General features: G+C 58.5%; 19 protein-coding genes and 1 tRNA gene. 3 read left to right on the forward strand and 17 right to left on the reverse strand.

What is annotated here, in order from left to right; translation table 11 throughout:
- Window positions 1–25: 25 nt before the first annotated feature.
- From bcsD to ACSPHG_RS22870, 8 genes are all read right to left on the reverse strand, one after another.
- On the reverse strand, window positions 26–493 hold the full coding sequence (gene bcsD, locus ACSPHG_RS22835) for a cellulose biosynthesis protein BcsD (protein ID WP_435955752.1): 468 nt from the start codon (window positions 491–493) through the stop codon (window positions 26–28).
- The gene (locus ACSPHG_RS22840; RefSeq protein WP_435955753.1) at window positions 493–4347 is read right to left on the reverse strand and encodes a cellulose biosynthesis protein BcsC; all 3855 of its coding nucleotides are present in this window, start codon (window positions 4345–4347) and stop codon (window positions 493–495) included. The genes bcsD and ACSPHG_RS22840 overlap by 1 nt, the downstream gene beginning before the upstream one ends.
- A gap of 13 nt (window positions 4348–4360) precedes the next feature.
- A complete protein-coding gene (bcsB, locus tag ACSPHG_RS22845; protein ID WP_435955754.1) occupies window positions 4361–6667 on the reverse strand; it encodes a cellulose biosynthesis cyclic di-GMP-binding regulatory protein BcsB in 2307 nt (768 codons plus the stop codon).
- Window positions 6664–8784 (reverse strand): UDP-forming cellulose synthase catalytic subunit, encoded by a 2121-nt coding sequence (gene bcsA, locus ACSPHG_RS22850; RefSeq protein ID WP_435955755.1) that lies wholly within the window; start codon window positions 8782–8784, stop codon window positions 6664–6666. Before bcsA ends, bcsB begins: the two co-directional genes overlap by 4 nt.
- A gap of 20 nt (window positions 8785–8804) precedes the next feature.
- The gene (gene bcsQ / locus ACSPHG_RS22855) at window positions 8805–9611 is read right to left on the reverse strand and encodes a cellulose biosynthesis protein BcsQ (protein WP_435955756.1); all 807 of its coding nucleotides are present in this window, start codon (window positions 9609–9611) and stop codon (window positions 8805–8807) included.
- A complete protein-coding gene (gene bcsO / locus ACSPHG_RS22860) occupies window positions 9602–10171 on the reverse strand; it encodes a cellulose biosynthesis protein BcsO (RefSeq protein ID WP_435955757.1) in 570 nt (189 codons plus the stop codon). The genes bcsQ and bcsO overlap by 10 nt, the downstream gene beginning before the upstream one ends.
- 824 nt (window positions 10172–10995) lie before the next feature.
- Complete coding sequence (locus tag ACSPHG_RS22865) at window positions 10996–11739, reverse strand: Fic family protein (protein WP_435955758.1); 744 nt, start codon at window positions 11737–11739, stop codon at window positions 10996–10998.
- Window positions 11740–11854: 115 nt separating this feature from the next.
- Window positions 11855–12364 carry a hypothetical protein gene (locus ACSPHG_RS22870; RefSeq protein ID WP_435955759.1) on the reverse strand — a complete coding sequence of 170 codons (510 nt, stop codon included), beginning with the start codon at window positions 12362–12364 and terminating at the stop codon, window positions 11855–11857.
- Between the two features lie 132 nt (window positions 12365–12496).
- Between ACSPHG_RS22870 and ACSPHG_RS22875 the strand changes: the two genes are divergently transcribed.
- The 3 genes from ACSPHG_RS22875 (at window position 12497) to vapC (ending at window position 13521) form a co-directional block, all read left to right on the forward strand.
- Window positions 12497–12688, forward strand: coding sequence for a toxin-antitoxin system HicB family antitoxin (locus ACSPHG_RS22875; protein ID WP_435955760.1), 192 nt, complete (start codon window positions 12497–12499; stop codon window positions 12686–12688).
- 195 nt (window positions 12689–12883) lie between these two features.
- Window positions 12884–13114, forward strand: coding sequence for a type II toxin-antitoxin system VapB family antitoxin (vapB, locus tag ACSPHG_RS22880; protein ID WP_435955761.1), 231 nt, complete (start codon window positions 12884–12886; stop codon window positions 13112–13114).
- Entirely contained in the window at window positions 13114–13521 is a 408-nt protein-coding gene (gene vapC, locus ACSPHG_RS22885) for a type II toxin-antitoxin system tRNA(fMet)-specific endonuclease VapC (RefSeq protein ID WP_435955762.1), read from the forward strand. Before vapB ends, vapC begins: the two co-directional genes overlap by 1 nt.
- A gap of 68 nt (window positions 13522–13589) precedes the next feature.
- On the opposite strand, the gene dppF is transcribed toward vapC, so the two are convergent.
- From dppF to ACSPHG_RS22930, 9 genes are all read right to left on the reverse strand, one after another.
- On the reverse strand, window positions 13590–14594 hold the full coding sequence (gene dppF / locus ACSPHG_RS22890) for a dipeptide ABC transporter ATP-binding subunit DppF (RefSeq protein WP_435955763.1): 1005 nt from the start codon (window positions 14592–14594) through the stop codon (window positions 13590–13592).
- Window positions 14591–15574, reverse strand: a complete 984-nt coding sequence (dppD, locus tag ACSPHG_RS22895) for a dipeptide ABC transporter ATP-binding protein (RefSeq protein ID WP_435955764.1) — start codon at window positions 15572–15574, stop codon at window positions 14591–14593. The genes dppF and dppD overlap by 4 nt, the downstream gene beginning before the upstream one ends.
- A gap of 10 nt (window positions 15575–15584) precedes the next feature.
- Entirely contained in the window at window positions 15585–16487 is a 903-nt protein-coding gene (gene dppC / locus ACSPHG_RS22900) for a dipeptide ABC transporter permease DppC (RefSeq protein WP_435955765.1), read from the reverse strand.
- 9 nt (window positions 16488–16496) lie between these two features.
- Window positions 16497–17516, reverse strand: a complete 1020-nt coding sequence (gene dppB, locus ACSPHG_RS22905; RefSeq protein WP_435955766.1) for a dipeptide ABC transporter permease DppB — start codon at window positions 17514–17516, stop codon at window positions 16497–16499.
- Between the two features lie 224 nt (window positions 17517–17740).
- Window positions 17741–19348: a dipeptide ABC transporter periplasmic-binding protein DppA gene (gene dppA, locus ACSPHG_RS22910; protein ID WP_435955767.1), complete on the reverse strand. Its 1608-nt coding sequence runs from the start codon at window positions 19346–19348 to the stop codon at window positions 17741–17743.
- A gap of 702 nt (window positions 19349–20050) precedes the next feature.
- Window positions 20051–20127, reverse strand: a tRNA-Pro gene (locus ACSPHG_RS22915).
- Between the two features lie 100 nt (window positions 20128–20227).
- A complete protein-coding gene (eptB, locus tag ACSPHG_RS22920; RefSeq protein WP_435955768.1) occupies window positions 20228–21910 on the reverse strand; it encodes a kdo(2)-lipid A phosphoethanolamine 7''-transferase in 1683 nt (560 codons plus the stop codon).
- Between the two features lie 325 nt (window positions 21911–22235).
- Window positions 22236–23444 (reverse strand): L-lactate MFS transporter, encoded by a 1209-nt coding sequence (locus tag ACSPHG_RS22925; RefSeq protein WP_435955769.1) that lies wholly within the window; start codon window positions 23442–23444, stop codon window positions 22236–22238.
- Between the two features lie 654 nt (window positions 23445–24098).
- Window positions 24099–24815: an autotransporter domain-containing protein gene (locus tag ACSPHG_RS22930; protein WP_435955770.1), complete on the reverse strand. Its 717-nt coding sequence runs from the start codon at window positions 24813–24815 to the stop codon at window positions 24099–24101.
- Window positions 24816–24916 lie beyond the last annotated feature (101 nt).

Below are 24916 nucleotides of genomic sequence, written 5' to 3' on the forward strand. Positions count from 1 at the left end.
GCATCGCTGCAACATTCCTGTACCCCTACCGGCTGTTTTGATATCTGAAATGAACCACCGTGGCGGACGGCGATGCCTCGCGCCACAGCGATACGTGGGATTTTCCACCCTGGTCGCGCAGCCAGCAGGCATACAGCCCTTCCAGCACCGCGCTAAAAGCGTGATTCCAGGCGGCCTGCTGCGCCTCAACGGGCGGCACCGGCAGCGCCATATGACGAATGCGCATCGCCGTTTCGCTGGCCTCGATATCAATATAGCCCCAGTTGAAGGCGGCGAGCTGAACATTTATCTGCGCCTCCAGTTCGCCCACGGTGCGCGCAGGCGCAAGCGGAAAACGCGCGCCCAGCGTGTCGCCCATCTGCACCAGGAAAGGCCGACTCTGCGCCTCGCCGACGTTGGTCACCATGCCGTCAATCATGATGTGGATTAGCGTAAACCAGCCCGGCTGCGCCTGCTGGTTCTGGAAATAGCTCAGAAGCCGTTGATCATTCATCATTTGTTCCCCAGCAGGTAGCGGAAGTAAACCTGCGCGGTGCTTTCGTTGTAGTCGCCAAAGGTGTCGTAACCGACCTGTCCACCCATGGTCATGTCTTTGTTGATTTTGTAGTCGGCGTTGGCGCGCAGGTTATAGCCGAGGCCGTTCTGGCTGCTGCCGCTGTAGAACGCCTCTTTGGCGAAGCCCTTCGCGACGTAGTCTTCAAGCTGGCCCTGCATCGCCGAGTCACCTGGGAAGTACGGGCTTTCGTCCTGGGTATAGGACTGATAGCCGAGCGACGCGCCGACGCCGAGCTTCCAGCTGTCGAACTTCTGGCTGTAGTCCACCGGGAAGGAGACGCTCACGTAGTCCTGCGGGCTGAAGTAGCCACCCTGGCCGTAGCTGAAGTAGCTCAGGTTTTTGGAGAAGTTCATGTAGCTCATGCTGATGCCGGTTTTCAGCTCGCGGTCCTCAAAGTGGAACGGACGCAGGTAGACGCCCGCCGACCCGTTGACGCTATTGTTGCTCGGCACGTTCTCGCCCAGGTAGTTATACAGCCCGAACCCGGCGTAGAACCCGGCGTCGCCGTTATCGTAGCTAAGCTGCGCCCCGCCGCCGTTCTTCGTCACCTGGCCCCATTTCTTGCCGCTGTATTTGTCTTCGACGCCGACGTAGGACAGCAGGCTATCGACAACGGCGCGGCGTTCGCCGGTCAGCACCAGCTTGAGGTAGTCCGTCAGCTGCGGCGACCACTGCACGCCGCCAACCACGGTGTTGAGATCCTGGCCGAGCGGCGTGGAGCCGACGTCAATCTTGTAGCGATCGCCGGTCAGCGCCATGCCGACTTCTACGCCGGAAGCGCTCTGGGAACCCTGCGACGGCACCTTGATTTTGTCGAGATTGGGAAGGGATTTCGGCGTGTCGGTGGAGGCGTTGTACACCTCCTCGCCCGCCGCGCCCTGAATCAGCGCCCCGCTGCCAAAGCGGCGGCTCGACTCGTCGGAGGAACTGCCGGCGTTGAGGCTGATTGGCGTGACGTTGATATCAAAGCGCGAGTCGCCAAACGGCACGGTCGACCACTGGAGCGGCGATTTGATCTCGGTGAGCTTGCTAAGGCCGCTTTCGCCGTCGCGCCCGCGAACGGCAACCGCGCCTCGCGCCCAGGTAGCGGTTTTGTCGGTCAGCTGCTCCATCAAGTTATCCACCTGGCGCAGGGTGCCTGCCCGAGCGCTTTCGACGGGCAGGTCGGCGCGCGTGGTGCCGGGCGGCGCGGTCTGCGGGTTACGCGCAAGCTGCGCCTCCTGCCACGGCATCGCCTCGCCGTACAGCGAAACGGACGTTGGCTGGGCGCTGCGGCCCGAGGTGCCGACAAACGGGTTATCCGCAAGCGCTAAACCGCCGAGCATCGGTGCGGTTTCGCCGTTCGCGCCCTGGAGGCCGAGCAGCTTACCGCGCGCGGTGCGCAGGTAGCTCATCGCCTGCTGGTGGTTGCCCTCGGCTTCCGAAACGCGCGCCATCAGCAGCAGGCGGTCCGGCGAGTCGTCGCTATGCAGACCGGCGGCGAGCTGCTTCGCCTTGTCCACGTTGTTGCTGGCGAGCGCCACGTCGATGGCCCCGGCGCGCGCGTCCTGCTGCGGCGTGTCGCGGGTCATCAGGTAGTCGTAGACCACGCCCGCCTCTTTGTTCATTTTGCCGGACTGGTAGAGCCGCGCCATGGCGAACATCAGGTCGGTGTTCTGCGGGTCGCTTTGCATCGCGCGGATCAGCCTGTCGTAGGCCGCCGCGTAGTTGCCCTGGGTGCGGAGCTGGTCGGCCTCGTTGATCACGTAGCCGTTGCGAATGCTCGCCAGCTGCGTGGTGGTGCTGCGCGACTGTAGCTCCGGGCTTCCAAGCCACGCCTGCGCCTCGCGGCCCAGCCCGGCCTGGTTGAGCACGGTGACCTGATCGGCATAGTCGCCCGCGTTGCCCTGCACGCCACGGCGCATGTTGTCACGCACGACGGCGACGGCGGTATTCACATCGCCGCTCTGCGCCAGCATCCGCGCCAGCCTGCCCGCGTCTGCCGGACTTTGCGGCGGCCGCACCGCCAGCGCCTTCAGCGTGTTGGCGGCGGCTGCGGTATCGCCCTGCGCCAGATAGCGTTCGGCAACCGTCATCTGCATGTTGTAGTTCACGCGCTGGGAAAGCTCGCGCATGTCGCCGTTCTGGCTTGACAGCGGAATGCGCGACAGCAGGGTCTGCGCCTGCTGCCAGGCGCTGTTTTCGCTGGCAAACAGCGCGGCGGCATACAGCTCGGTGTTGCTGGCGTTCGGGCGGAACGACGGGGCCATCACGTTGGCGGCCTCGGCGCTGCGCCCCTGTTTTTGCAGCTGGCGGGCTAAATCCAGGCGCAGCCACGGGTCGGACGGATACTGCGCCACGCCCTGCTGGAGAATGGCGACCGCGCGCTGCGGGTCGCCGCCCGCCGCCGCCTGCTGCGCCTGGCGACGCAGCGGATCGGTTGGATTGCCGCCGGACACGCGCGGGGCGAGCTTCGCCTGTAGGCCTGCGGGCAGCGTTTGAAGCATTGCCTGCGCCTGCGCCGTTTTATTCTGCTCGCGCAGAACGTAGTAGAGATTTTCCCGCGCGGCGGCGTTGTTCGGCTGCTCGTCCAGCACGCCGCGCAGCGTCTGTTCGGCGGCGGTGTAGTCTTTGTTGTGGCGCTGCACGTCGGCGCGGAACAGCTTTGCCGAGGTGCCCTGTTCGCCGCCAAGCTGCGCCAGCGGCGCGCTCAGCGCCAGCGCCTGGCTGACGTTGCCCTGCTTAAACGCCGCCTGCGCGCCGGCAAGCTGGCCGTAAAACTCGGCGTCGGCGGCCTGCTGTTTACGTTCGGCGGAATCCGCCCCGCCCAGGCCTGCCGCACGGTTCAGGTACTGTGCGCCCGCCGCGTAATCGCCCTTGCGCAGCGCGACGTAGCCCATCCCCGCCAGCGCGTCGGCGTCCTCCGGGTTGGTCTGTAAAACCTGTTCGAACTGGCTGCGCGCCGCGTCGGCGTTGCCGCTGTTCAGGGCGTTAAAGCCTTCCCCCTTCGCGGTGCCGCCGATGCTTTTACGGAAGTAGTCCTGCACGGCGGTATCTTTCGGGTGGCGCTGCAGGAAGGTCTGATAATACGCGTCGTCGCCCGCCTGCGGCCCGAGCCACAGCAGGGCCTGGCGCAGGGATTTGTCCGCGTCCGGGCTGCCGCTCGCCATCCCCTGTAGCAGGTCGATGCCTTCGCGGCGCGTGCTTTCCTGGTAGGTCAGCACTTTGCCCAGCGCGATGCGCGCGCCGTTGTCCTGCGGGTACCGGGCGGCGAGCTGGCGCAGGCCGCTGACCGCCTGCGGGTAGAGCGATTTGTCGCCCGCCATCGTCAGATAGTATTCCGGCGCAAGGCTCGGCGGCGGCACCTCGCCGGTGAACAGCGAGCGCCAGGTGGCAAGCGCGGCCGGAACGTTGCCGCTGCGCGCCTGCTGGCGGGCCAGTTCGAGCTGCCCGCGCGGCACCTGCTGCATCTGTTTGGCGTTGTCCAGCGCCTGGAGATTACCGTCCTGCGGGGAAACCGTCGCCAGACGCTCGCGCCACTGCGCCGCCCCCTTGAGATCCCCCGCCTGCTGCGACCACAGCGCCATGAGATACAGCGCCTGGGCGTTGCTGGCGTCCACCATCAGCACTTTTTTCAGCGATTCCATGGCGAGGTCGTCGTGTGACTTTTCGTGCCAGTAGTTCGCCTGGTCGAACAGCGCTTTTAGCGCCGGGCTGTTGTCCGCCGCGTGCGCGCCGACCGTCCCCATCGCCAGGCCGCCGAACAGGCAGAGCGTGGTCAGGTTGACGGCGGTTTTTTTCTTATTATTCATTTTGCTATCACCCTTACTCACGGTTGTCGTCCTGCGGGTTGAGGCGCTTACGGGCGCGCTGTTTCAGCAGGGCGTAGAGACTCAGACCGATAATCGTCGCGAACAGCAGGCCGAAGATCGCAAGCAGGGCCGAGTGCTGGTTGGCGTACCAGACCACCATCATGTACCAGGGCATCTGGCCGCTCGGGAACTGCGGGCCGACGCGGAAGCTGCGCACGCCGTTTTCGTCGGTGACGATCGCCGCGTCGCCGCGAATTCCGGCGTTGATGCGCGCGGAGCTAAGGTCGCCGTGCAGGCGCGAGAGCTGCTCGTCGTTGCTGCCGATAGCCATCACCACCAGGCGCGACGGGTTCCACTGCGAGCGGAAGCTGACAAACCCGCGCCAGGCCTCGTTCGAGGAGAAGTAGCGGTCGGCGTCGACGCCCGCCGCGTTCCAGTCCCCTTCCAGCCAGCGCTGCACTTTTTCCCACGTCGTCGGCTCGCGCACGCCGAAGGTGTGTTCGTTGCTGGTAAACGACGACTGCGCCAGCAGCGCGCGGTTGAACGCGGCTTGCTCAAGCGTGGACACCGCCAGCACGTCGCTTTCGCTCAGGTGTTGCAGGTTCGCGCCGCCGGACGGCAGGCCAAACATCACGCGGTTGTTGTTCAGCGCGGTGCCGGTGGCGTTGCCGGAACGGGCCGCCAGGTCCAGCAGCGTGCCAATCTCGCTTTCGCTCGGATTTTCCGGCAGCAGCAGCACGGTCTGCGAGTAGTCCGCCATGCGGGTGAACGGGAACGACGCCCCCACGAAGTACGACAGGTTCGGCAGCAGCGCAAAGTGGCGCGTTTTGCTCAGGTCGATCCATGAGTCCTCGTCGATGCGGCTCTTGATGTTGTTATTGAGCAGCACGCCGCACGGCGCGTTTTCCTTTGGTTCGATCTTGAAGTAGAGCGCCAGCTGGTTGTCGCCGTAAATCAGGTACGGCTCGAGCGGCATGTCGTAGCTTTCCTGGCGGGCGTCGCCGCCGACCTTGTGCCACAGCGTTTCCAGCGCGCCCTGCTTGTTGACCGGCAGGTTGTGCAGGAAGGTGCCGTTGAAGGTCATCGACAGGTAAGAGCGATCTTCGTCGATCCAGGATTCCGACGGGAAGCGGTAGCCGATCTTCAGCGGGATGGTGTCGCCGTCCCACATAAACAGATCGGGCGCGGCGCGGAACGCCAGGCGCAGGGCGTCGTGCCAGATGCCGGTGGCGGTCATGCTTTGATCTTTGCGCAACAGCGCGCTCAGGCGCACCGGGCGGTCGGTTGAGATCCAGCGCGGCGCGTCGTACGGCTTGCTCAGCGGGATGGTTTGCAGGTCAACCGGCGTGCTGGCCGTCAGGGTTTTAAACTGCCCGCGGGTCAGACGCCACGCGGCGCTGCGCAGCTGCTGGTCGTTGTTGCCGACCACCAGCAGAAGCTTGTAAACCGGGTTGCCGGGGTTGTCGATGATTTGCAGCATCGGCCCTTGGCTTACGGGCAGCGTCAGGCCGCCGATGGACTCGCCCGGCCTGCCGAACAGGATGCCGTTTTTCTCCGGCAGCTGGTCGCGCAGCGCGTCAAAGGAGATGCCGCGATAGTCGGCCTGGATGCCGAGCCACGAGGCGACGAGCGCCGCCGCGCCAACCTGCTCCGGCTGGGTTTTCGCCGGGAAGGAGAACGCCATGGTGGCGGGCGTCATCTGCATTTCGTCGAAGAACGGGCGCGGGAAGTGGCTGAGATCGGCACCGATGTTCAGCTGCTGGGATTCCAGGTCGAGCCGCGTGGTCGGCATGATGGTGACCTGGTATTTGTCCGACAGGTCGCGCTGGCACAGGAGCGCGTCGCCGTCGTTAATCTTGAAGCTGATGTTGTTGCGCGACACGACCATCGCCGCCGGGATCTCCAGCTGGTAGCTTGAAACGTTGCTGTCCGCCGAGCCGAGCGGCACGGTGCCCAGCGGCTGGCCGTTGAGCATCAGCTGGAGCGTGGTGTTACGCGCCGCCATCGCGGGCGACACTTTCAGGTTGAGCGCCAGCTGCGCGTTGGTCACCACCTGGTCGGCGGAAAGCGTGAAGTCGATGCCGCCCTGCAGCTGGCCGCCGCTGAGCACCACGCCGAGCGGCTGGCCCATCTGCGCGACGGTAATGCTGCTGACGTTGCCCGGCGTGAACGACGAAGGCGAGATCGGGGGGGCCGCGTCGGCTGCCGGTGCGGGTTCAGCCACCGGCGGGAAATCTACCGGCAGCTCCGGCTCCTGCGCCATGACCGGCAGGCTCAGCGCCAGCCACATCAGGCAGGCTTTGTAGGTCATCCGTTTCATACCGCGCTGTCCTCGTTGGCAATGTCCTGACGGCGGGCTTCTTCGTGGCGACGGCGGCGGTTTTCGCGGCGCGATGTCCAGGTCAGCCAGAAGAGATCAAACACGCTGCGGATGATGGTCAGCAGCGAGCGGAACGGGTTGTCCTGCGGCTTCGGCGGATGGATCCACGCGTCGGCGCGCGCCAGCACCACGCGCACCAGTTCGCGGCGGCGGGCAAGCGGGATCTCTTCGAACATCAGGCGAACCGACTTCTCGTCGCTGGCAATCACCTTCACCGGAATGCTTATCGCTCCGGACTGAAGCTGGAGTTCAACCTCTTCGATTTCATCGTTCAGGTGGCGTTCGTCCACCACCGCCACGCGGCAGCCGCCCATCGATAAATCCAGGGTCTGGCTGCGCGACGAGATGCCGCTGGCGTAGTGAATCACCACCGGCACGGTGACGTCGATACGGATGGTTTTGCGCGTCTGGCGGGTTTCCCGCGCCACGGCAATCGCCGCCAGAAGGAAGATCAGGCTGTACAGCCCCCAGCCGACGTTCAGGGCGATAACCATCGGGTCGACGCCGAAATAGTCGTGGGCGCAGGCGCGCACAATCCCGGCGATGACGCCGATGGCGAGCAGCACGGCAATGATCAGGTGCGGGCGCACGATGCTGAAGTCGAAATAGCCCACGTCGAGCAGCGCGCCTTTATCGGTAACGTTGAACTTGCCGCGCTTGGGGAAAATCATCGTGATCATGGTCGGCAGGATCAGGTGGAACGCCAGCACCAGGTCGTAGATTTCGCCCCAGAAGCTGTAGCGGAAGCGCCCGTTGAGCCGCGAGTTCAGATAGATGCACAGGAACAGGTGCGGCAGCATGTAGGCGAAGATCAGGCTCGCCGACGAGTGGATAATATTCAGGTTAAACAGCAGGTAAGCCAGCGGCGCGGTCAAAAACGCCACGCGCGGCAGGGCGAACTGGAACGACAGCATGGCGTTCAGATAGCACAGGCGCTGCTGCCACTTCAGCCCACGGCCAAACAGCGGGTTGTCGAGGCGGAATATCTGCGTCATGCCGCGCGCCCAGCGGGTTCGCTGAATGACGTGCAGCACCAGGCGTTCGGTGGCAAGACCCGCCGCCAGCGGAATGTCGAGATAGGCGGACTTCCAGCCCAGGCGCTGCATTTTCAGCGCGGTGTGGGCGTCTTCGGTCACCGTTTCCACGGCGAAGCCGCCGATCTCTTCCAGCGCGCTGCGGCGGATAACCGCGCAGGAGCCGCAGAAGAAGGTCGCGTTCCAGTTGTCGTTGCCGCGCTGGATTTGCCCGTAGAACAGCTGGCCTTCGTTAGGAATATTGCGGCCAACGGACAGGTTGCGCTCAAACGGATCCGGCGAGTAGAAGTAGTGCGGCGTCTGCATCAGCGCAAGCTTCGGATCGACCAGGAACGCGCCGACGGTGGCCTGCAGGAAGATGCGCGTGGCAACGTGGTCGCAGTCGAAGACGCAGATCAGCTCGCCTTTGGTGAGCTTCATGGCGTGGTTGAGGTTGCCCGCCTTGGCGTGGGAGTTGTCGTTACGGGTAATGTAGCCCACGCCGACGTTTGCGGCGAACACCGCAAATTCGCTGCGCTTGCCGTCGTCGAGCAGGTAGATTTTGAGCTTATCCGCCGGGTAGTCGAGGCACTGCGCCGCCAGCACGGTGTCGCGCACCACTTCCAGGCTTTCGTTGTAGCTCGGAATATAGACGTCGACCGTTGGCCACTGCGAGGTGTCGTCCGGCAGCGGCACGATGGTGCGCTTGAGCGGGAAGAGGTTTTGCAGGTAGCTCAACATGATAACGATCCAGATGTAGAGCTCTGCTAAAAATAGCCCGACCCCCAGAATGGCTTCTATTTCTGAATTAAAGTGCAGGGTCTGCGTCGCGCGAAAATAGATATATCGCGTCGACATTAAGACCGCCACCACCATCATGATCACGGAAATGCTGTGCTTTTTACTGAAGCCCAGTAAAAACAAAATGCCGATGCTGAGTAAGCCAAAAATATACTGCTTCTGGCTGTCCATCGGCGTAATAACGATCAGTACCGCTATCGGCGCTAATACCAATAGCAGTAAATAAAACAGGGCCTTTTTCATAGGTCGTCCTGAAGCTGTGGTCAGAAATGAGAGTTTTTCAGACTGGCGTGTACCGCACCGTCACCGATTTTTATGCCGAGAATGCCCGCCACGCGCTTGCTCACCAGCTCAATATCAAACGCCGCCGCCGAGGCCGCGCTGAAATCAAATATCGACTGCTGTGAGGCGTTGGCTTCGGCCACGCTTTCATCGCGGTTGATAATGCCGATCAGGCGGTCGCCGAGGCGCTGCTGCATAAAAGCGGTGACGTCGCGGCTGATGTGGCGGCGGCTGTCGCTTTGGTTGAGAAGGAAGTAGTACCCGGCCTTGTTGTTCATCGGCTCGCCGCCGGTCAGACGGTGGCTTTCGATGTGCGGCAGCAGCGACAGCGAAGCGGTGTCGGTCAGCAGGGTTATCAGGTGCAAATCGGCAAGCTGTGACATCGCCTTCAGCGCCGGGTTTGGCCCTGGCGGGAAGTCGGCAAGAATCACGAGGCCCGGGTAGTTCAGCAGCGTGCTCAGGCCACGCAGCAGGAAGTGGGGGTCGGTGGCGAGGCGGTGTTCAAAATCCAGGCGCTGCTCTTCGCTGACGTCGCCATAGGGCAGCACGAACATGTTGCTGCCGGCGGTGAGCACCGACTGGCTCCAGTCAGCCGATTCCCCGGCGCGGGCCACGAAGCCGCGCCCGTCGGACAGCGGCACGCCAAAGTGCAGGCGCAGGGCGTTTTGCACGTCGAAGTCGATAGCCAGCACTTTGCTACCGGAACGCGCCAGCGCGTAGGCAAGGTTGGCGGTAACGGTGGTTTTTCCTACGCCGCCTTTTGGCGAGCAAACACAAACTAGCGGCATGAAGCGATCGTCTCCAGGAGCGGTTGTAACGGCAGGTCTTTAGAAGGATTGCTGTCGGCAGGGGCCGTTTTAGCGGCGAAAAGCTGCTCAAAGCGAATCGGTTCAGCCTGCGGCAGCGCGGAAAGCGGCGCTTTTGGCAGTTGAGCGGGGGCTGGGGTGGCATCTGCGGGCGCAGCGGCAGCGGGAGCAAGCTGCTCGAACAGCGAAGCCGGAGCGGTTTTTTCTTCCGCGAGCGGCCGTTCAGCGGCCTTTTCAACGGGCATCGCCGCGCTCAGGCTGTTCATTATCGAGCGCTGGGCAGGTGACGGTTCGGCGGCCGGAGCCTGTAAGGGTTTAGCAACAGCGGCATCGAACTCGCCCGGCTTTACCGCCTGCGGAACGGGCACGGCCACGCTCCCGGCCTGCGCCAGCATCGTGTCGTCACTGCCACCGGAGAGCTGTTGAATAATCGGCCAGCTACTGGTGTTGAGCTGCTGGTTCTGCGCCGACATATCCTTGAAGTCGATGGCGCCCGTGCGTGTCTTATCCTTGAAACGCTGCAAATCATCATAGTTCTTCATCACTTTACTCATGATTTACAAGAGATTAACTGAATTCACGCACGGCTCAGGGTCTTGCCTTTAAGAGGGCAATGTTGCTTTCGCGCGCAATAATTAAAAAAAGCATCGCCGTCTTCCGCTCATTATGATTACGGAAGGTAATCGTTACAGTGTGTATTAGTTATTATAAAAAATGGATGGCAGGTATTTTGCGCCAATATATCGAGATCGACCGATCATCCACCATCTTTTTTTCGTATTCTTTTCCATCTAAGTTGAAATGCCTGTCTTGAGGTTGGATGTTGGTTTTAAGTGGATGAGTTAAAGCAAATTTCTGGATTATTCATTCGCATTTAATTATAAAAAAAGCATAACATCATGCAACATAAAAACCACAAGGAAATTAAACGTTACCCTGAGAAATATTTGGAAATAACTTCCTGATAGTTAGAAACGATATATTTTCACTAAGTGCTTATCGGGATTGAGTATTGTGGCGGCGAGGTAGATTTTTAGGGATTTACAGGCTATGGCAAACTGGATTTGTGGGAGCGCTCTTTTTTGGGGGTTGGGGAGTGGCGGGTGGCGCTGCGCTTACCCGCCCTACGAATTCGTTTTGTAGGTTTGATAAGCGTAAGCGCCATCAAACATTTGCAGCGGGTGGTGTTTCGCTTACCTGCCCTACGAATTCGTTTTGTAGGTTTGATAAGCGTATGCGCCATCAAACATTTGCAGCGGGTGGCGCTGCGCTTACCCGCCCTACGAATTCGTTTTGTAGGTTTGATAAGCGTAGCGCCATCAAATATTTGCAGCGGGTGGTGTTTCGCTTGCTTGCCCTTCGAAAATCAGTCCCGGCGGCAGCTATGCAGAAACGTCAGCATATCTGTGCCGTCTTTACTGACGTAGAAGCTCACCATTCTGTCGTTAAATTCCTGCGCCCTTGCAGCGGGTACGCTGATCGGATCGTAGCCATGTTTCATGAGCCAGCCATTCATCATATGGCGGCTGGTGCGCTTATTTCCGTCAAAGAAGAATTGTTGCAGCGCGCCAAAGAGGAACATGACAAGCGCCCCTTCAAACGGTGGTAATGTTTTGATGAACTCCACGCCTTCGGAATAAACGCGGTTGAGTTCAGGGGCACCGGGAAGCGTGGGTAATGGGCGGTGCTCACCTTTTTCGCCAAGTGCAACATAAGGTGAATACGTCGTTTCTTCGCCTTCACCTCTGAATACCCCCCATTCCAGGGCTTCATTACGGGCAATGATGGTATGCAGAAGAAGGATTGTCGGCTTATCCAGATCAAAACGATCCGTCTTGACCAGCTCCACCAGTTTTTTGCTGCTGTCAGCCAGGTTCGTTACCTGCTCGGCGTCGGACAGCTTGTGTCCTCCAACGGTCACACCATCAAGAAGCGTTTGCACTTCAACGAATGTAAAAGGATTATTCTCGAGTTTGGCTGCATCCCACACAAAAGAGGCCAGCTGCTGCTGATAAATCGCCAACGCCCGACGCGTACTCCCCGGGCTCACCGTTGGTAGTATGTTGGCATTCCAGGTGAAGCCAAGCGGCGTGGAATTTTGTGTGCTCAAGGGTCGCTCCTTTATGTATCTCGGCCTGTAATTTACAGCAGTGGGGCTAGTGATTCAAAAATGTATCACGTTCACTGAAGGCGGGTGGCATATCCGCCCACCCGCCCTACGATAATCAGTGAATTAATGCTTCCCCATCCCCGCTTATCATCACCAGGCCCGCATCAGTTCGAACAAAACGTGGGGCTTTCAAATCCTCGACCAGGACGTTGATCAATTCGAATAATAATCCGGTGATGTGCTCTTCTTGCTCCAGCGGCTGCTGGCGCTGTAAAAGCACTAAGGTTAGCGCCGCGCAGTATTCCCGCAGGGTTTCTGAATCCGTTGAAAGCGGGCTGCGGTAGTTGTCCGGCTCCGCCGCATCTACGGTCAGGCGCTGGATGAGGTGTTCAGGTAAAGGCGCGTTCAGACCCACTTTCAGCATTTCCAGCCCGGCACACAAACGGCCGCACAGCGCCATGCGCTCGGTGTTGTTATCGTTTTCGATAAGGGCATCGGCGTGCAGCTGGCAGCAGTCGAGAATCTGGAACAGATCCATAGAGATAGCGAGCGGGGTTTTTAACAGTGTGGTGACGGCAGGCTCGATTTCAGGGCGAGCGATTGTGTTACTATCGGCGTTAGCCATAGCTGTTACCTCGATTAACGGTTGTGGTTAGCCCTCGTAAGGTACTCCAATACCTTGCGGGGGCGTTTTTTTTGCAAGGGGCATCATGATAAGATGTCACCTGACAACTAAAACTAATAAATTGGTGGCCTCATGTCAATCACTTCGCGAGATAAAAAACCTAAAGGTGGGGGCCAGTCTCCACAATTTAAAATGCGTATCGATCCCGCACTACGGGAGCAGTTAGATGTCGAAGCCGCAGAGCAAGGAATAAGCCTGGCGAACTGGTTTAAGAACCTGGCGCGCGAGGCTTTGAAGCAGAAAGGGATTGAGCCGAAGGGTTAAAAATTGGGTTTGAATTTTGTAGGTTTGATAAGCGTAGCGCCATCAAACAACTATGGTTGGCGGCCTTGTTATCAGCCTATCCGAACAGGAAAAGACCACGTTCCCGCTTCTCCCCCGCCAAGGTATATCCCATTGACATATCCCATATCTTCGCTATGCTTATTTGTATGTTAGATGAGCGTTCAGGAGGTCATTATGGAAAAAACGACCGTCTTCAAAAGCAACCGTAGCCAGGCCGTTCGCCTGCCTAAAGCCGTTGCCTTACCAGAAGATGTTAAGCATGTGGAAATTGTCGCAATCGGCAGAACTCGCATCATCACTCCTGCGGGAGAAGGTTGGGACGAGTGGTTTAGCGGCGAGAGCGTCACCGCAGACTTTATGTCCGAAAGAGACCAGCCGGGTGAACAAATCAGGGAAGATTTTTAATGCTCAAATACATGTTAGATACCAATATTTGTATCTTCACTATAAAGAATAAACCGCAAGAGGTGCGTGAAGCGTTCAATCGCTTTTACGGGCAGATGTGCATCAGCTCTATCACGCTGATGGAGCTGATTTATGGTGCAGAGAAATCAGCTAACCCAGAAAAGAACCTGGCTGTGATCGAAAGTTTTGCAGCGCGACTTGAGGTGCTGAACTTTGGTTCTGAAGCTGCGGCCCACAGTGGCCAGGTCAGGGCTGAGCTCGCCAAAAAAGGAGCGCCCATCGGCCCCTATGACAATATGATCGCCGGCCACGCCCGTTCGCTTGGTTTAACCGTGGTGACAAATAATCTACGGGAGTTTGAGCGTGTTGCAGGGATTCGGGTGGAGGATTGGACTAACCGAGAATGATTTTTCAGAGTATAGCGCCATCAAACATTGTCAAATAAAAAAGCCGGGAAACTTCCCGGCTTTATCTTTTAACGAATCTCCCCGTTCTCATCCTGGTCAACGGCGAAACAGGCCACCAGCTGACCGCCGTAGTCTTTCAACTGCGGCTGAAGCTGCGTGCACGGACCGAAGCGGCGGCGGCAGCGGGCGTTAAAGGCGCAGCCCGGCGGTGGGTTCAGCGGGCTTGGCAGCTCGCCGGTTAGCTTGATGCGCTCACGGCGGTCGTCCGGGTTCAGGCGCGGCGTGGCCGACAGCAGCGCCTGGGTGTACGGGTGGCGCGGGTTGGAGAAGATCTGGTCTTTGGTGCCCTTCTCCACGCAGCGGCCCAGGTACATCACCATCACCTCGTCGGCGATGTGTTCAACCACCGACAGGTCGTGAGAGATGAACACGTACGACAGCCCCATGTCCTGCTGCAAATCCATCATCAGGTTCAGCACCTGCGCGCGTACGGACACGTCCAGCGCGGAGACCGGTTCGTCGGCTATCACCACGTCCGGGTCGAGCATCAGGCCGCGGGCGATGGCGATACGCTGGCGCTGGCCGCCGGAGAACATGTGCGGATAGCGGTCGTAATGTTCGGTTTTCAGGCCGACTTTCGCCATCATCGCCAGCGCTTTTTCCCGGCGCTCGGCCTTGCTCAGGCTGGTGTTGATTTGCAGCGGCTCTTCCAGAATCTGCCCTACTTTCTTGCGCGGATTCAGGGAGCCGTACGGGTTCTGGAAGACGATCTGGATTTTCTGACGCCTAAGCTTTTCGGCCGTGGCGTCGGGCTTTAAAAGGTCCTGCCCCTGGTAGTACAGCTCGCCGCCGGTCGGGATTTCGATCATCGTTAGCAGGCGGCCCAGCGTGGATTTCCCACAGCCGGATTCGCCCACCACCGCCAGCGTTTTGCCGCGCTCAAGCGTGAACGATACGCCGTCCAGCGCCTTCACCAGGCGTTCCTGGCCGAAAATGCCTTTCTTGACCGGGTAATGTTTTTTCAGATCGATGGCCTGCAACAGCGGTTGCGTGGTGGCCTTTTCGGTACTCATAGGGTTGGCCTCCCGGCATCATCGAGTGGGTAGTGGCATTTGGACTGACGCCCGTGGTCCACGAGGTTTAGCTCTGGCTCTTCGGCCCGGCAGCGGTCGGTGGCGTACGGGCAGCGCGGGTTCAGCAGGCAGCCGTTTGGACGGTCGTATTTGCCCGGCACCACGCCCGGCAGGGAAGCCAGACGCGCTTTGTCCTGCGCGAACTCCGGCAGCGCGCGCAGCAGCGCCTGGGTGTAAGGGTGGCGCGGCGCACGGAAGATATCCTTCGCTTCGCCGGTTTCCACTACCTGGCCTGCGTACATCACGATGATTTTGTGGGCCGCCTCGGCCACCAGCGCAAGGTCATGGGTGATGAGGATCAGCGCCATGTTCTCTTTTTGCTGTAGCTCCAGCAGCAGCTCGATAATCTGCGCCTGGATGGTCACGTCCAGCGCGGTGGTCGGCTCATCGGCAATCAGCAGCTTAGGCCGACAGGCAATCGCCATAGCGATCATCACGCGCTGGCTCATGCCGCCGGAAAGCTGGTGCGGGTAGACGTCGAGGCGCGAGGCCGCGTCGGGAATGCCCACCAGGTTCAGCAGGTCGATTGCGCGCTGGCGGCGGGTGCTTTTGTTGCCGCCCTGGTGCACCTTGATGGCTTCCATAATCTGGAAGCCCACGGTGTAGCACGGGTTGAGGCTGGTCATCGGGTCCTGGAAGATCATCGCCACTTCGGCACCAACCAGGTTGCGACGCTCTTTTTCGGAGATCTTTTGCAGGTCCTGGCCGTTGAACTCAAGCTTGTCCGCCATCACGCGGCCGGGGTAGTCAATCAGCCCCATAATCGCCAGCGAGCTGACGGATTTACCGGAGCCGGATTCGCCCACGATACCGACGACTTCGCCCTGATTAACGCTGTAACTGATGCGGTCAACCGCGCGGAACGGGGTGCCTTCGTCGCCGAAGTGCACCGATAATTTATCTACATTTAATAACGCCATCTCGAACCTCTTACTGCTTCAGTTTAGGATCGAGGGCGTCACGCAGCCCGTCACCCATCAGGTTAAATGCCAGCACCGTTAGCAGGATTGCAAGACCGGGGAAGGTCACAACCCACCAGGCGCTTTGCGCGAACTGCAACACGTCGGAGAGCATGGTGCCCCACTCCGGTGTTGGCGGCTGCGCACCCATGCCGAGGAAGCCAAGGGCGGCCATGTCGAGAATGGCGTTCGAGAAGCCAAGAGAAGCCTGCACGATCAGCGGTGCGAGGCAGTTCGGTAAAATGTTGACGAACATCTGGCGCATCGGGCTTGCGCCCGCCACGCGGGAGGCGGTCACGTAGTCGCGGTTCACTTCAACAAGCACCGCGCCGCGCGTCAGTCGCACATAGTGCGGCAGGGCAACGAACGTCAGGGCAAGCGAGGCGTTGACTATCGACGGGCCGAATATCGCCACCAGCACCAGCGCCAGCAGCAGGCTCGGCAGGGCCAGCATGATATCGACGATACGCATGATGATGTTGTCGATGATGCCGCCGAAGTAGCCGGCGATAAGCCCGAGCACCACGCCCATAATCAGCGACAGCACAACCACCAGGCAGCCCACCAGCAGCGACAGGCGCGCGCCGTACATCAGGCGAGCCATGATGTCGCGGCCCACGTCGTCGGTACCGAGGATAAACTGCCAGCTGCCGCCTTCCTGCCAGACCGGCGGGTGCAGCAGCGCGTCGCGGAACTGCTCGGCCGGGCCGTGCGGGGAGATGACGTTGGCGAAGACGGCAATCAGGATCATGATGGTGACGTACACCAGCCCGACCACCGCGCCTTTGTTGCGTTTAAAGTAGTGCCAGAATTCCTGGAATGGCGTCATCGGCTTCGGTGCCGCCACCGCTTTTGTTTCAGTAATTTGCGTCATGATGGCCCCTTATTTCTTATGGCGGATACGCGGGTTCACCACGCCGTACAGTAGGTCGACGATCAGGTTAACGAGGATAATCATCGTCGCCACCAGCAGCACGCCGCCCTGCACTACCGGGTAGTCGCGGCGCTGAAGCGCGTCAATTAACCAGCGGCCAAGTCCCGGCCAGGAGAAGATGGTTTCCGTCAGAATCGCACCGGCGAGCAGCGTACCGACCTGCAGGCCGATAACCGTCACCACCGGCAGCATGGCGTTGCGCAGGGCATGCACCACGATAACGCGCATGCGGGTCAGGCCTTTGGCGCGGGCGGTGCGGATGTAGTCCTCGCCCAGCACTTCAAGCATCGCCGAGCGGGTCATACGCACGATTACCGCCAGCGGGATGGTGCCGAGCACCACGGCGGGCAGGATCATGTGCGCCAGCGCGTCGATAAAGTCGCCCGATTCGCCCCATATCGCCGTGTCTATCAGCATAAAGCCGGTAAGCGGTAGGGTGTCGTCGAGGAATACCGTGTCGCTGACGCGCCCGGAGACCGGGGTCAGGTTCCAGTACACCGACACCAGCATGATCAGCATCATGCCCCACCAGAAGATAGGCATCGAGTAGCCGGTCAGCGCGAGGCCAACGGCGGTGTGGTCGAACACGGAACCGCGCTTCACGGCGGCCAGCACGCCGACCGGGATACCCACGGCAACGGCGAAGATCATGGCGCACACGCCGAGTTCCATCGTCGCCTTAAAGCGCGGCACGAACTCATCCCAAACCGGGAGGCGGCTTTTTAATGAAATACCGAGGTCGCCATGCATTACGCCCCAAATGTAATGGAGGTACTGCTGCCACATCGGCTTGTCGAGGCCAAGCTCGGCCAGCAGCTGGGCATGACGTTCAGGAGAGATACCACGCTCGCCGGCCATAATCATCACCGGGTCACCGGGGATCATATGCACAAAGGCGAAGGTGAGTAGGGTAATACCGATAAACGTGGGGATCACAAGACCCAGACGTCGGAGGATGAACTGCAACATATCCCGGATTCTCTGTAGTGACGGAAGGCCTGGTGACTCGCCGTCTGTATTGCTCACAAATCTTTCCCTCGACTGGAGGGAATAAGTAATTCACCCGAAGCGATAAACGGCTAAAACGTAGGGCGGATAAGCTGCGCGCCACCCGCTAAACCCACATAAGTGGTGGATGGCGCTATCGCTTATCCACCCTACGGTTCAGCTAGCTTCGGGTTGGTTCCGTTTTATTATTCGACTGACACGTTCTCAAAGTGGTGTTTGCCCAACGGATCGACCACGTAGCCTTTCACCTCTTTACGAACCGGCTCGTACACGGTGGAGTGGGCAACGATCAGCGCCGGAGCCTGGTCATGCATCACTACCTGAGCCTGTTTGTAGAGTTCGATACGCTTGTTGTGGTCGTCGGTTGCGCGAGCCGGTTGAATCAGGTCTTCAAACGGCTTGTAGCACCAGCGTGAGTAGTTGGAGCCGTCTTTCGCTGCCGCACAGCTGAACAGGGTGGCGAAGAAGTTATCCGGATCCCCGTTGTCGCCGGTCCAGCCCATCATAACGGTCTGGTGCTCGCCAGCTTTGGCGCGCTTCAGGTACTCGCCCCACTCGTAGGTAACGATTTTGGCGGTAACGCCGACTTTCGCCCAGTCTGCCTGAATCATCTCGGCCATACGGCGAGCGTTCGGGTTGTAAGGACGCTGAACGGGCATCGCCCACAGATCAACGGAGAAGCCGTCAGCGTGGCCGGATTCTTTCAGCAGCGCTTTTGCCTTCTCAGGATCGTAGGTGTAGTCCTTCACGTCATCGTTGTAGCCCCACATGGTTGGCGGGATCAGGTTTTTAGCCGCGGTGCCCGCGCCCTGATAAACGGCTTTGATGATCGCTTCTTTGTTCACCGCGTAGGTCAGCGCCTGACGCACTTTCACGTCGTCAAACGGCTTTTTCTCGGTGTTGAAGGAGAGGTAACCAACGTTCAGGCCAGCCTGCTCCATCAGGTTGATGTTCTTATCCTGCTTCATACGCGCGATGTCGGCCGGGTTCGGGAACGGCATAACCTGGCACTCGTTTTTCTGCAGTTTGGCGTAGCGCACGGACGCATCAGGCGTGATGGAGAACACCAGGCGGTCGATCTGCGGCTTGGTGCCCCAGTAGCCAGGGAACGCTTTGTACAGAATGCGGGAGTCTTTCTGGTATTGCAGCAGCTGGAACGGACCGGTACCGATTGGGTTCAGGTCGGTTTTTTCCGGCGTGCCGGCCTTCAGCATGTTGTCGGCATATTCTTTTGACAGGATGGAAGCGAAGTCCATCGCAAGGTCAGCCAGGAACGGTGCTTCCGGGCGCGCCAGCACGAACTGAACGGTGTTGTCATCAACCTTTTTGATTTCGGTGATCAGGTCAGGCAGGCCCATGCCTTCGAAGTATTCGTAGCTGCCGCCGGAGACTTTATGGTACGGGTTCTGGGCGTTTTTCTGACGATCGAAGGAGAACACCACGTCGTCGGCGTTCAGGTCACGCGTGGGTTTGAAATCTTTATTGTCCTGCCACTTCACGCCTTTACGCAGGTGGAAGGTGTAGGTTTTGCCGTCTTCGCTCACTTCCCACTTTTCAGCAAGGCCAGGAATGATTTCGGTGGTGCCGATTTTGAATTCGACCAGACGGTTATAGATAGGCACCGAGCTGGCATCGTAGGTGGTGCCAGAGGTGAACAACTGCGGGTTAAAACCTTCTGGGGAACCTTCTGAACAATAAACCAGGGTTTTGGCCTGAACGCTGGCTGCAACGGTCAGAGCGACCAGGCTCAGACCAAATTTCAGCATCCCTGACTTCTTCAAGGAAATACTCATTCTTCTGCTCCAATGTGAGATGTGTGTTGTTATTTTTCCGTTAGACCTTTGTTATTTGAGTGCGGTCTGTTCGGGGGTGCCCGGAGGCGGCGGTGAGGCCAGGGGTTCCTTTCGTCAGGCAAGCTGTGTGGTAGTGCGGACTGTCCATAAAGTGCCCCTCACGCCCTACAATCTGTCAACAGATTGTATAAACGTCAATACAGGTGTCGGGGATTTACAACCGGGGTGAGAAACGGCAAACAAAGTTAAAAAAAAGCCAGTTGGGACATTTCCAGCAGGGAAATTTATGCTACCGGCTTGTTACCAGAATATTACACTGCTTAATTTGCAACCGATAGCGGTAAACGGTTGCGCGCATTTTAAAAAATTTCTTGCCGGATGATGATTATATGAACGATTTGTTTTGTGATCGGCGTCTCTTACAGCGAATCATGCTGGAACAAAACATAAGCAATGGCGCAAAAAACCACGGTTTTTCATAACAAAATACAATGGAATATGTCACAAAATCATATAAAGACGCGCGTTGGGCGATGGAGTGGGCATTTTGGCGAGCGGAAGGTTTTGTAGGGCGGATAAACAGCGTGCCATCCGCCGATTTTCGGGAATCACCGTTGGATGGCGCTGACGCTTATCCAACCTACGTTTCCAGGAATTGCAGATGCAAAAAGGCCAGCTCTAAGAGCTGGCCTTTTCTGAATGTGGTCGGCGAGAGAGGATTCGAACCTCCGACCCACTGGTCCCAAACCAGTTGCGCTACCAAGCTGCGCTACTCGCCGAATGCGGAGCGCATCTTACTGCGCACCGTTTTAGCCGTCAATCCCTTAACTTAAAAATCCCTACCGTTTGCTTCAAAAGCAAGCGCTTGTATCTTAAATGTTACTGCGCAGCCTTCTGCGGCACGTGGCACCAGTTGTTGTTCTCGTTAATCCCGCCGTTTGGCGAGGTGTAACCGAGGCAACCCATGATGGTGTCGTACAGCTCAACGTGGCGATGCGGAACCTTCATCGCCGCCTGCTCTTTCATATGTTCGAACGAGCGGGCGCGGTCAGGGTCTTCAAGATACTTATCGGACGCCCAAACCATCAGCGGAACGCGGAACTGCTCTGGCGGCGCCATTTCACGCGGCGTGCCGTGCAGGTGCTTGTGCTCGCTGATGGATTCACCGTGGTCAGAGGCATAGAAGATAATCGCGCGCTTATCACGCAGCTGGTTGATAACGTCGGAGATCACCGTGTCGGTATACAACACGGAGTTATCGAAGGCGTTAATCAGCTGCTCTTTGCTGCACTCTTTATCGATGCTCACGCATTCCGGCGTCCATTTCGCAAAGCTGCGCGGATAGCGCTGCACGTACGAGAAGTGCGAGCCTTTGGTGTGCAGAATAATCAGGTGCTTGCCTTTTGGATGCTGGTCGATAGAGCGCTTCATTTCTTCCACCAGCAGCATGTCATCCACCTGCTTGCCGCTGTTGCGCGGTTCGGCGGCGATCTGCTCGCGGTAGGAGAAGTTATCGGCCATGGTGTTGCCGTAGAACCACACTTCGCTTTGCATTGCGTACAGGTTCGACGAGAAGCCGAGCTGCTTAAGGACGGCAAAGACGTTCTGCTCTTTTAAGGTACGCTGCGGGTTATCTTCCGCCCCGCCCTCGCGCACGAACATGCAGCGCAGAGAAAGCTTGGTCGCGGTGTCGCAGGACTCGCCGCGGAAGGCAACCAGGTTTTTCTCCTTGGCGAGCTTCGGCGTGGTGTCGCGGTCATAGCCGAGAATCCCCATGTGATCCCAGCGCGTGGTTTCACCGATGATGAACACCATATAGGTATCGTCGATGCCCTTCGGCGCGACGTAGGTGAATTTCTTCGCCGGATCCATCAGGGATTTGTTGTCGCTGGATTCATCCACCTGCGCCCAGGCAAACAGGCCCAGCGCGGAAATCCAGTTGGAAGGCAGATACGAGTTCGCCACCACGCCGCCGTAGCTTGGCATATCGACGGTGGAGCGTTTTTCGATGCGGTTTTGCTGCTTGTCGAGGAAGCGCAGCGGTGCCCAAACCATCAGGCCCGCGAGCAGTACAATCGCCACGCTCTTCACGCGGTGGCCGCGCGTTTGCAGCTGTTTAAGCAGCGTGTAGCGGCAGGTGTTGCTCCAGATAAGCACCAGCGGGATTGCGCTTACCAGCACCATCCACAGCACGAAGTGGTAGCCGACAATCTCTTTTGAGAGGTCGATATCCGTGGTCATTACCGACGCGATGATGCCGTAACCGATAACCACGTTGAGGAATGTCATGTAGTAGCTTGCGCCTACGGAGCACAGCACGACGAAGGTAGTAAGGACTCGCCAGGCCAGGCGGCCAAACAGCGAAAGTACCCGCAGGAGGAAGAAAGTGACTAATACCGTGGCACACATTTCCGCAACGGCGGCAAACGCTTTCCAGGCGTTAAGATCATGCGCTAATCCGTCAAAACGGTGATAAAAAACCGAGATGTTCAAAAACAGGCCGATGTATACCGCTAACAGAAAGCATAATTTCTGCTGGGTCATCGATTTAATGTAATTCATTCAGGGTGTCCTGGCGCAAAAAATAGAAGACGTATAAAACGTTACTCAGACAATCCTTAAGACAATGAGTTCTCTCAGAAAGAAAGCGTTGGTTCGAATCGGGATGATTCTTAGGCCTGGCAGGAGCCACGGCGCGGGCTAGTAGAGCACAGAGGTCATAAAAAGTATCGTCCAAAAACGCGAAATACCCATAAATTTACACATTCCATCGATAATCAGCACGATTAAATAATAAACAACGGCACGCTTACTCGCTTTCCAGAAAAACAGATAAAAAAAACCGCCGGGCGCTAACCCAGCGGCATCTTTACGGTGCTACCTATTTTCAGGCGTGAGCGTGTTCGTGCTGCACGGTTTCACGCGCCGGCTGGCGAATGGTGGTGGACAGCGCGAGGGAGAGAATCAGCAGGGCGAAGATCACGCAGAAGGTGACGTAGAAGCCGCCGAACAGCGAGGCGATAATTGACCCGCAGATGCTGCCGATGCCGAAGCCCAGATAAATCACCCCGTAGTTTTTAGTCAGGTTGTTCAGGCCGAAGAACTCGCTTACCAGCGAAGGATAAACGGTGATGGTGCCGCCGAAGTTAAAGGCGACGCAGGCGATTGCCGCAAAGAAGGTCGCTTCGTTCAGCGGCGCGAACAGCAGTGCTGCCATCCCCACCAGGGAAATGACCTGGCCCAGGGTAATCACGCGGATGCGGGCAATTTTGTCGGACAGGATGCCCAGCACCAGGCGGCCGCTCAGGTTAGCAATCGCAATCACGGTCACGGCGTTCGCGGCGGACTCGGCGGTCAAATGCACCATGCCCTGCGCAATATCCTTCGCCACGCCAATGACGTACAGGCCGCTCATGCAGGCGGTCAGGAACATCACCGCCAGCATCCAGTACTGCGGTTTACGCATAGATTCTGCCAGGGTGTAGTCTTTTTCGGTTACGCCGTTGACGGTCTGCGCTTCGTGAACCGGCGCGTCTTTCATAAGCGTTGCGCCGAACAGAATCATCACCATCGCCAGCGCGCCCCAGATCATAAAGGTGTTTTCCAGGCCGTAGGTCGCCAGAAGATGGGTGTCGATGTATTTAAAGCCGAGGCTGCCAAGGCCGTAAGAGCCAATCGCAAAGGCGGAGATAAGCCCTTTACGCTCCGGGAACCACTTCACGCAGTTGGACAGCGTTAACAGGTAGCCCGCGCCGTCCGCAAGCCCAACCAGCACGCCCGCGCTCAGCCATAGCATAATCAGGTTGTTTGAATGCGCGGTGAGGAAGAAGCCCACGCCCAGCAGCACGCCCGCCGCCATCGTGACCTTACGCACGCCGAAGCGTTCCTGCAACTTACCGGCAACGGATGAAGAGATAGCAAGCCCGAGGCTTAACAGGCCGAAGGAGAAAGCGACCTGGCTAATCGGTTCGTTGAGCTTTTCGGATAACGCGCTGTTGAACAGGCTCCAGGTATAAACGGACCCCAACGCGAACTGGGTAATGATTGTCCCGATAAGGGTTAACCAGCGAGTACGGTTGTATTGAGCAGTATTCATGGCAGATGTCCTGCAAATCTAAGGGAAGTTATCTGCCGACTAGGTTAACGAAGCGCATTTTATTCCAGGAGAAAACGGCATGAAGTGCCCCACACGCGGAATGAAATGCATCCCAGCGGGAATGAATGACCTTAATTCATCATTATGATGAATGTATGTGAGCGATCACTATCAATGAAAGGCGCGCAAATGCTGTATACACAATGTTAAATTATACTGTGACGAGGTTAACAAAATGGGCATTTTGTTGATGGTTAGGGTGGGATGGCGGATTGGGCGGGATGTCGGATGGCGCTGCGCTTATCCGACCTACAGGTCGCCGCCGGTCGAATTCGTAGGCCGGGTAAGCACCTCTGGATGTCGGATGGCGCTGCGCTTATCCGACCTACAGGTCGCCGCCGGTCGAATTCGTAGGCCGGGTAAGCACCTCTGGATGTCGGATAGCGCTGCGCTTATCCGACCTACAGGTCGCCGCCGGTCGAATTCGTAGGCCGGGTAAGCACCTCTGGATGTCGGATGGCGCTGCGTTTATCCGACCTACGGGCCGCCGCCGGTCGAATTCGTAGGCCGGGTAAGCGCAGCGCCACCCGGCGTAATTGCTAATGTGCGACACAAAAAAGTAAGCGAGTACTTACTTTTTTACTACATGAACCCTCAAAACCGCGCGCTGACCCCGAGGTTGTACATATACCCTTCGCCGGTGGAAAGCCCTTCGGCCTGCGACATTGACGCGAACGCCGCGACGTTTTTGCCTATTGGCACGTCGGCCCCGACGGTGACGTCCGTCCAGCTGGTGTCCTGCGCGCTTGCCGCGTTCGGGCGCGACCCCATCTGCGCTTTCCAGATATTGTCGCCATACTGGTGGTTGTAGCTCACCTGCGCCCACGGGCGAAGGTAGCCGACGGAAGAATCCAGCCGCCAGCCGACGGTGGAAACGCTGGCGTGCCAGAGCTGGTCGTTGTAGCGTGAGGCTATCACGCTGTCGCCGTACTCGTTGTAGATGCCGGTTGAGCTGCCGTCCCAGCTGTATTCTGCGGTCGGGCCGGTGGTAATGTTGCCCATTACCGGGAACGTCCAGCCGATGCCGAGGCGTGCATTGTCGCCGAGAGCGCTATCATTACCGGCGGAATAATTAAGGCCCGGCGAGTTGTCCAAAGCCTGCGAAGAATTAATGCGTTCGGCGAGAATATCGTTATAGCTTGGCGCGCGCTCGCTGTCCCAGGTATAACGGTCCTGCCCGTCACCCGTTGATTCATCAGCAATATATTCTTGCTGCCACGCCAGGACGTGGCCAGCATGAAGCAGGCATAAAAAAGCCAGCGCCGTTTCAAGAGCCACACGGCGACCACTGCGTATAGAAGATATAGTCATCAACCGACTCCAGAGAAGAGCCAAATCCGGCGTTATTTTTAGTGTTTTTGACGGGCTTGCGGATACCCCTGAATTAACTATTGTCTCTTTATCAGGCACGT

Origin of the sequence: Dryocola baronae, assembly GCF_051297175.1 — a bacterium.
Taxonomy (GTDB): domain Bacteria; phylum Pseudomonadota; class Gammaproteobacteria; order Enterobacterales; family Enterobacteriaceae; genus Dryocola.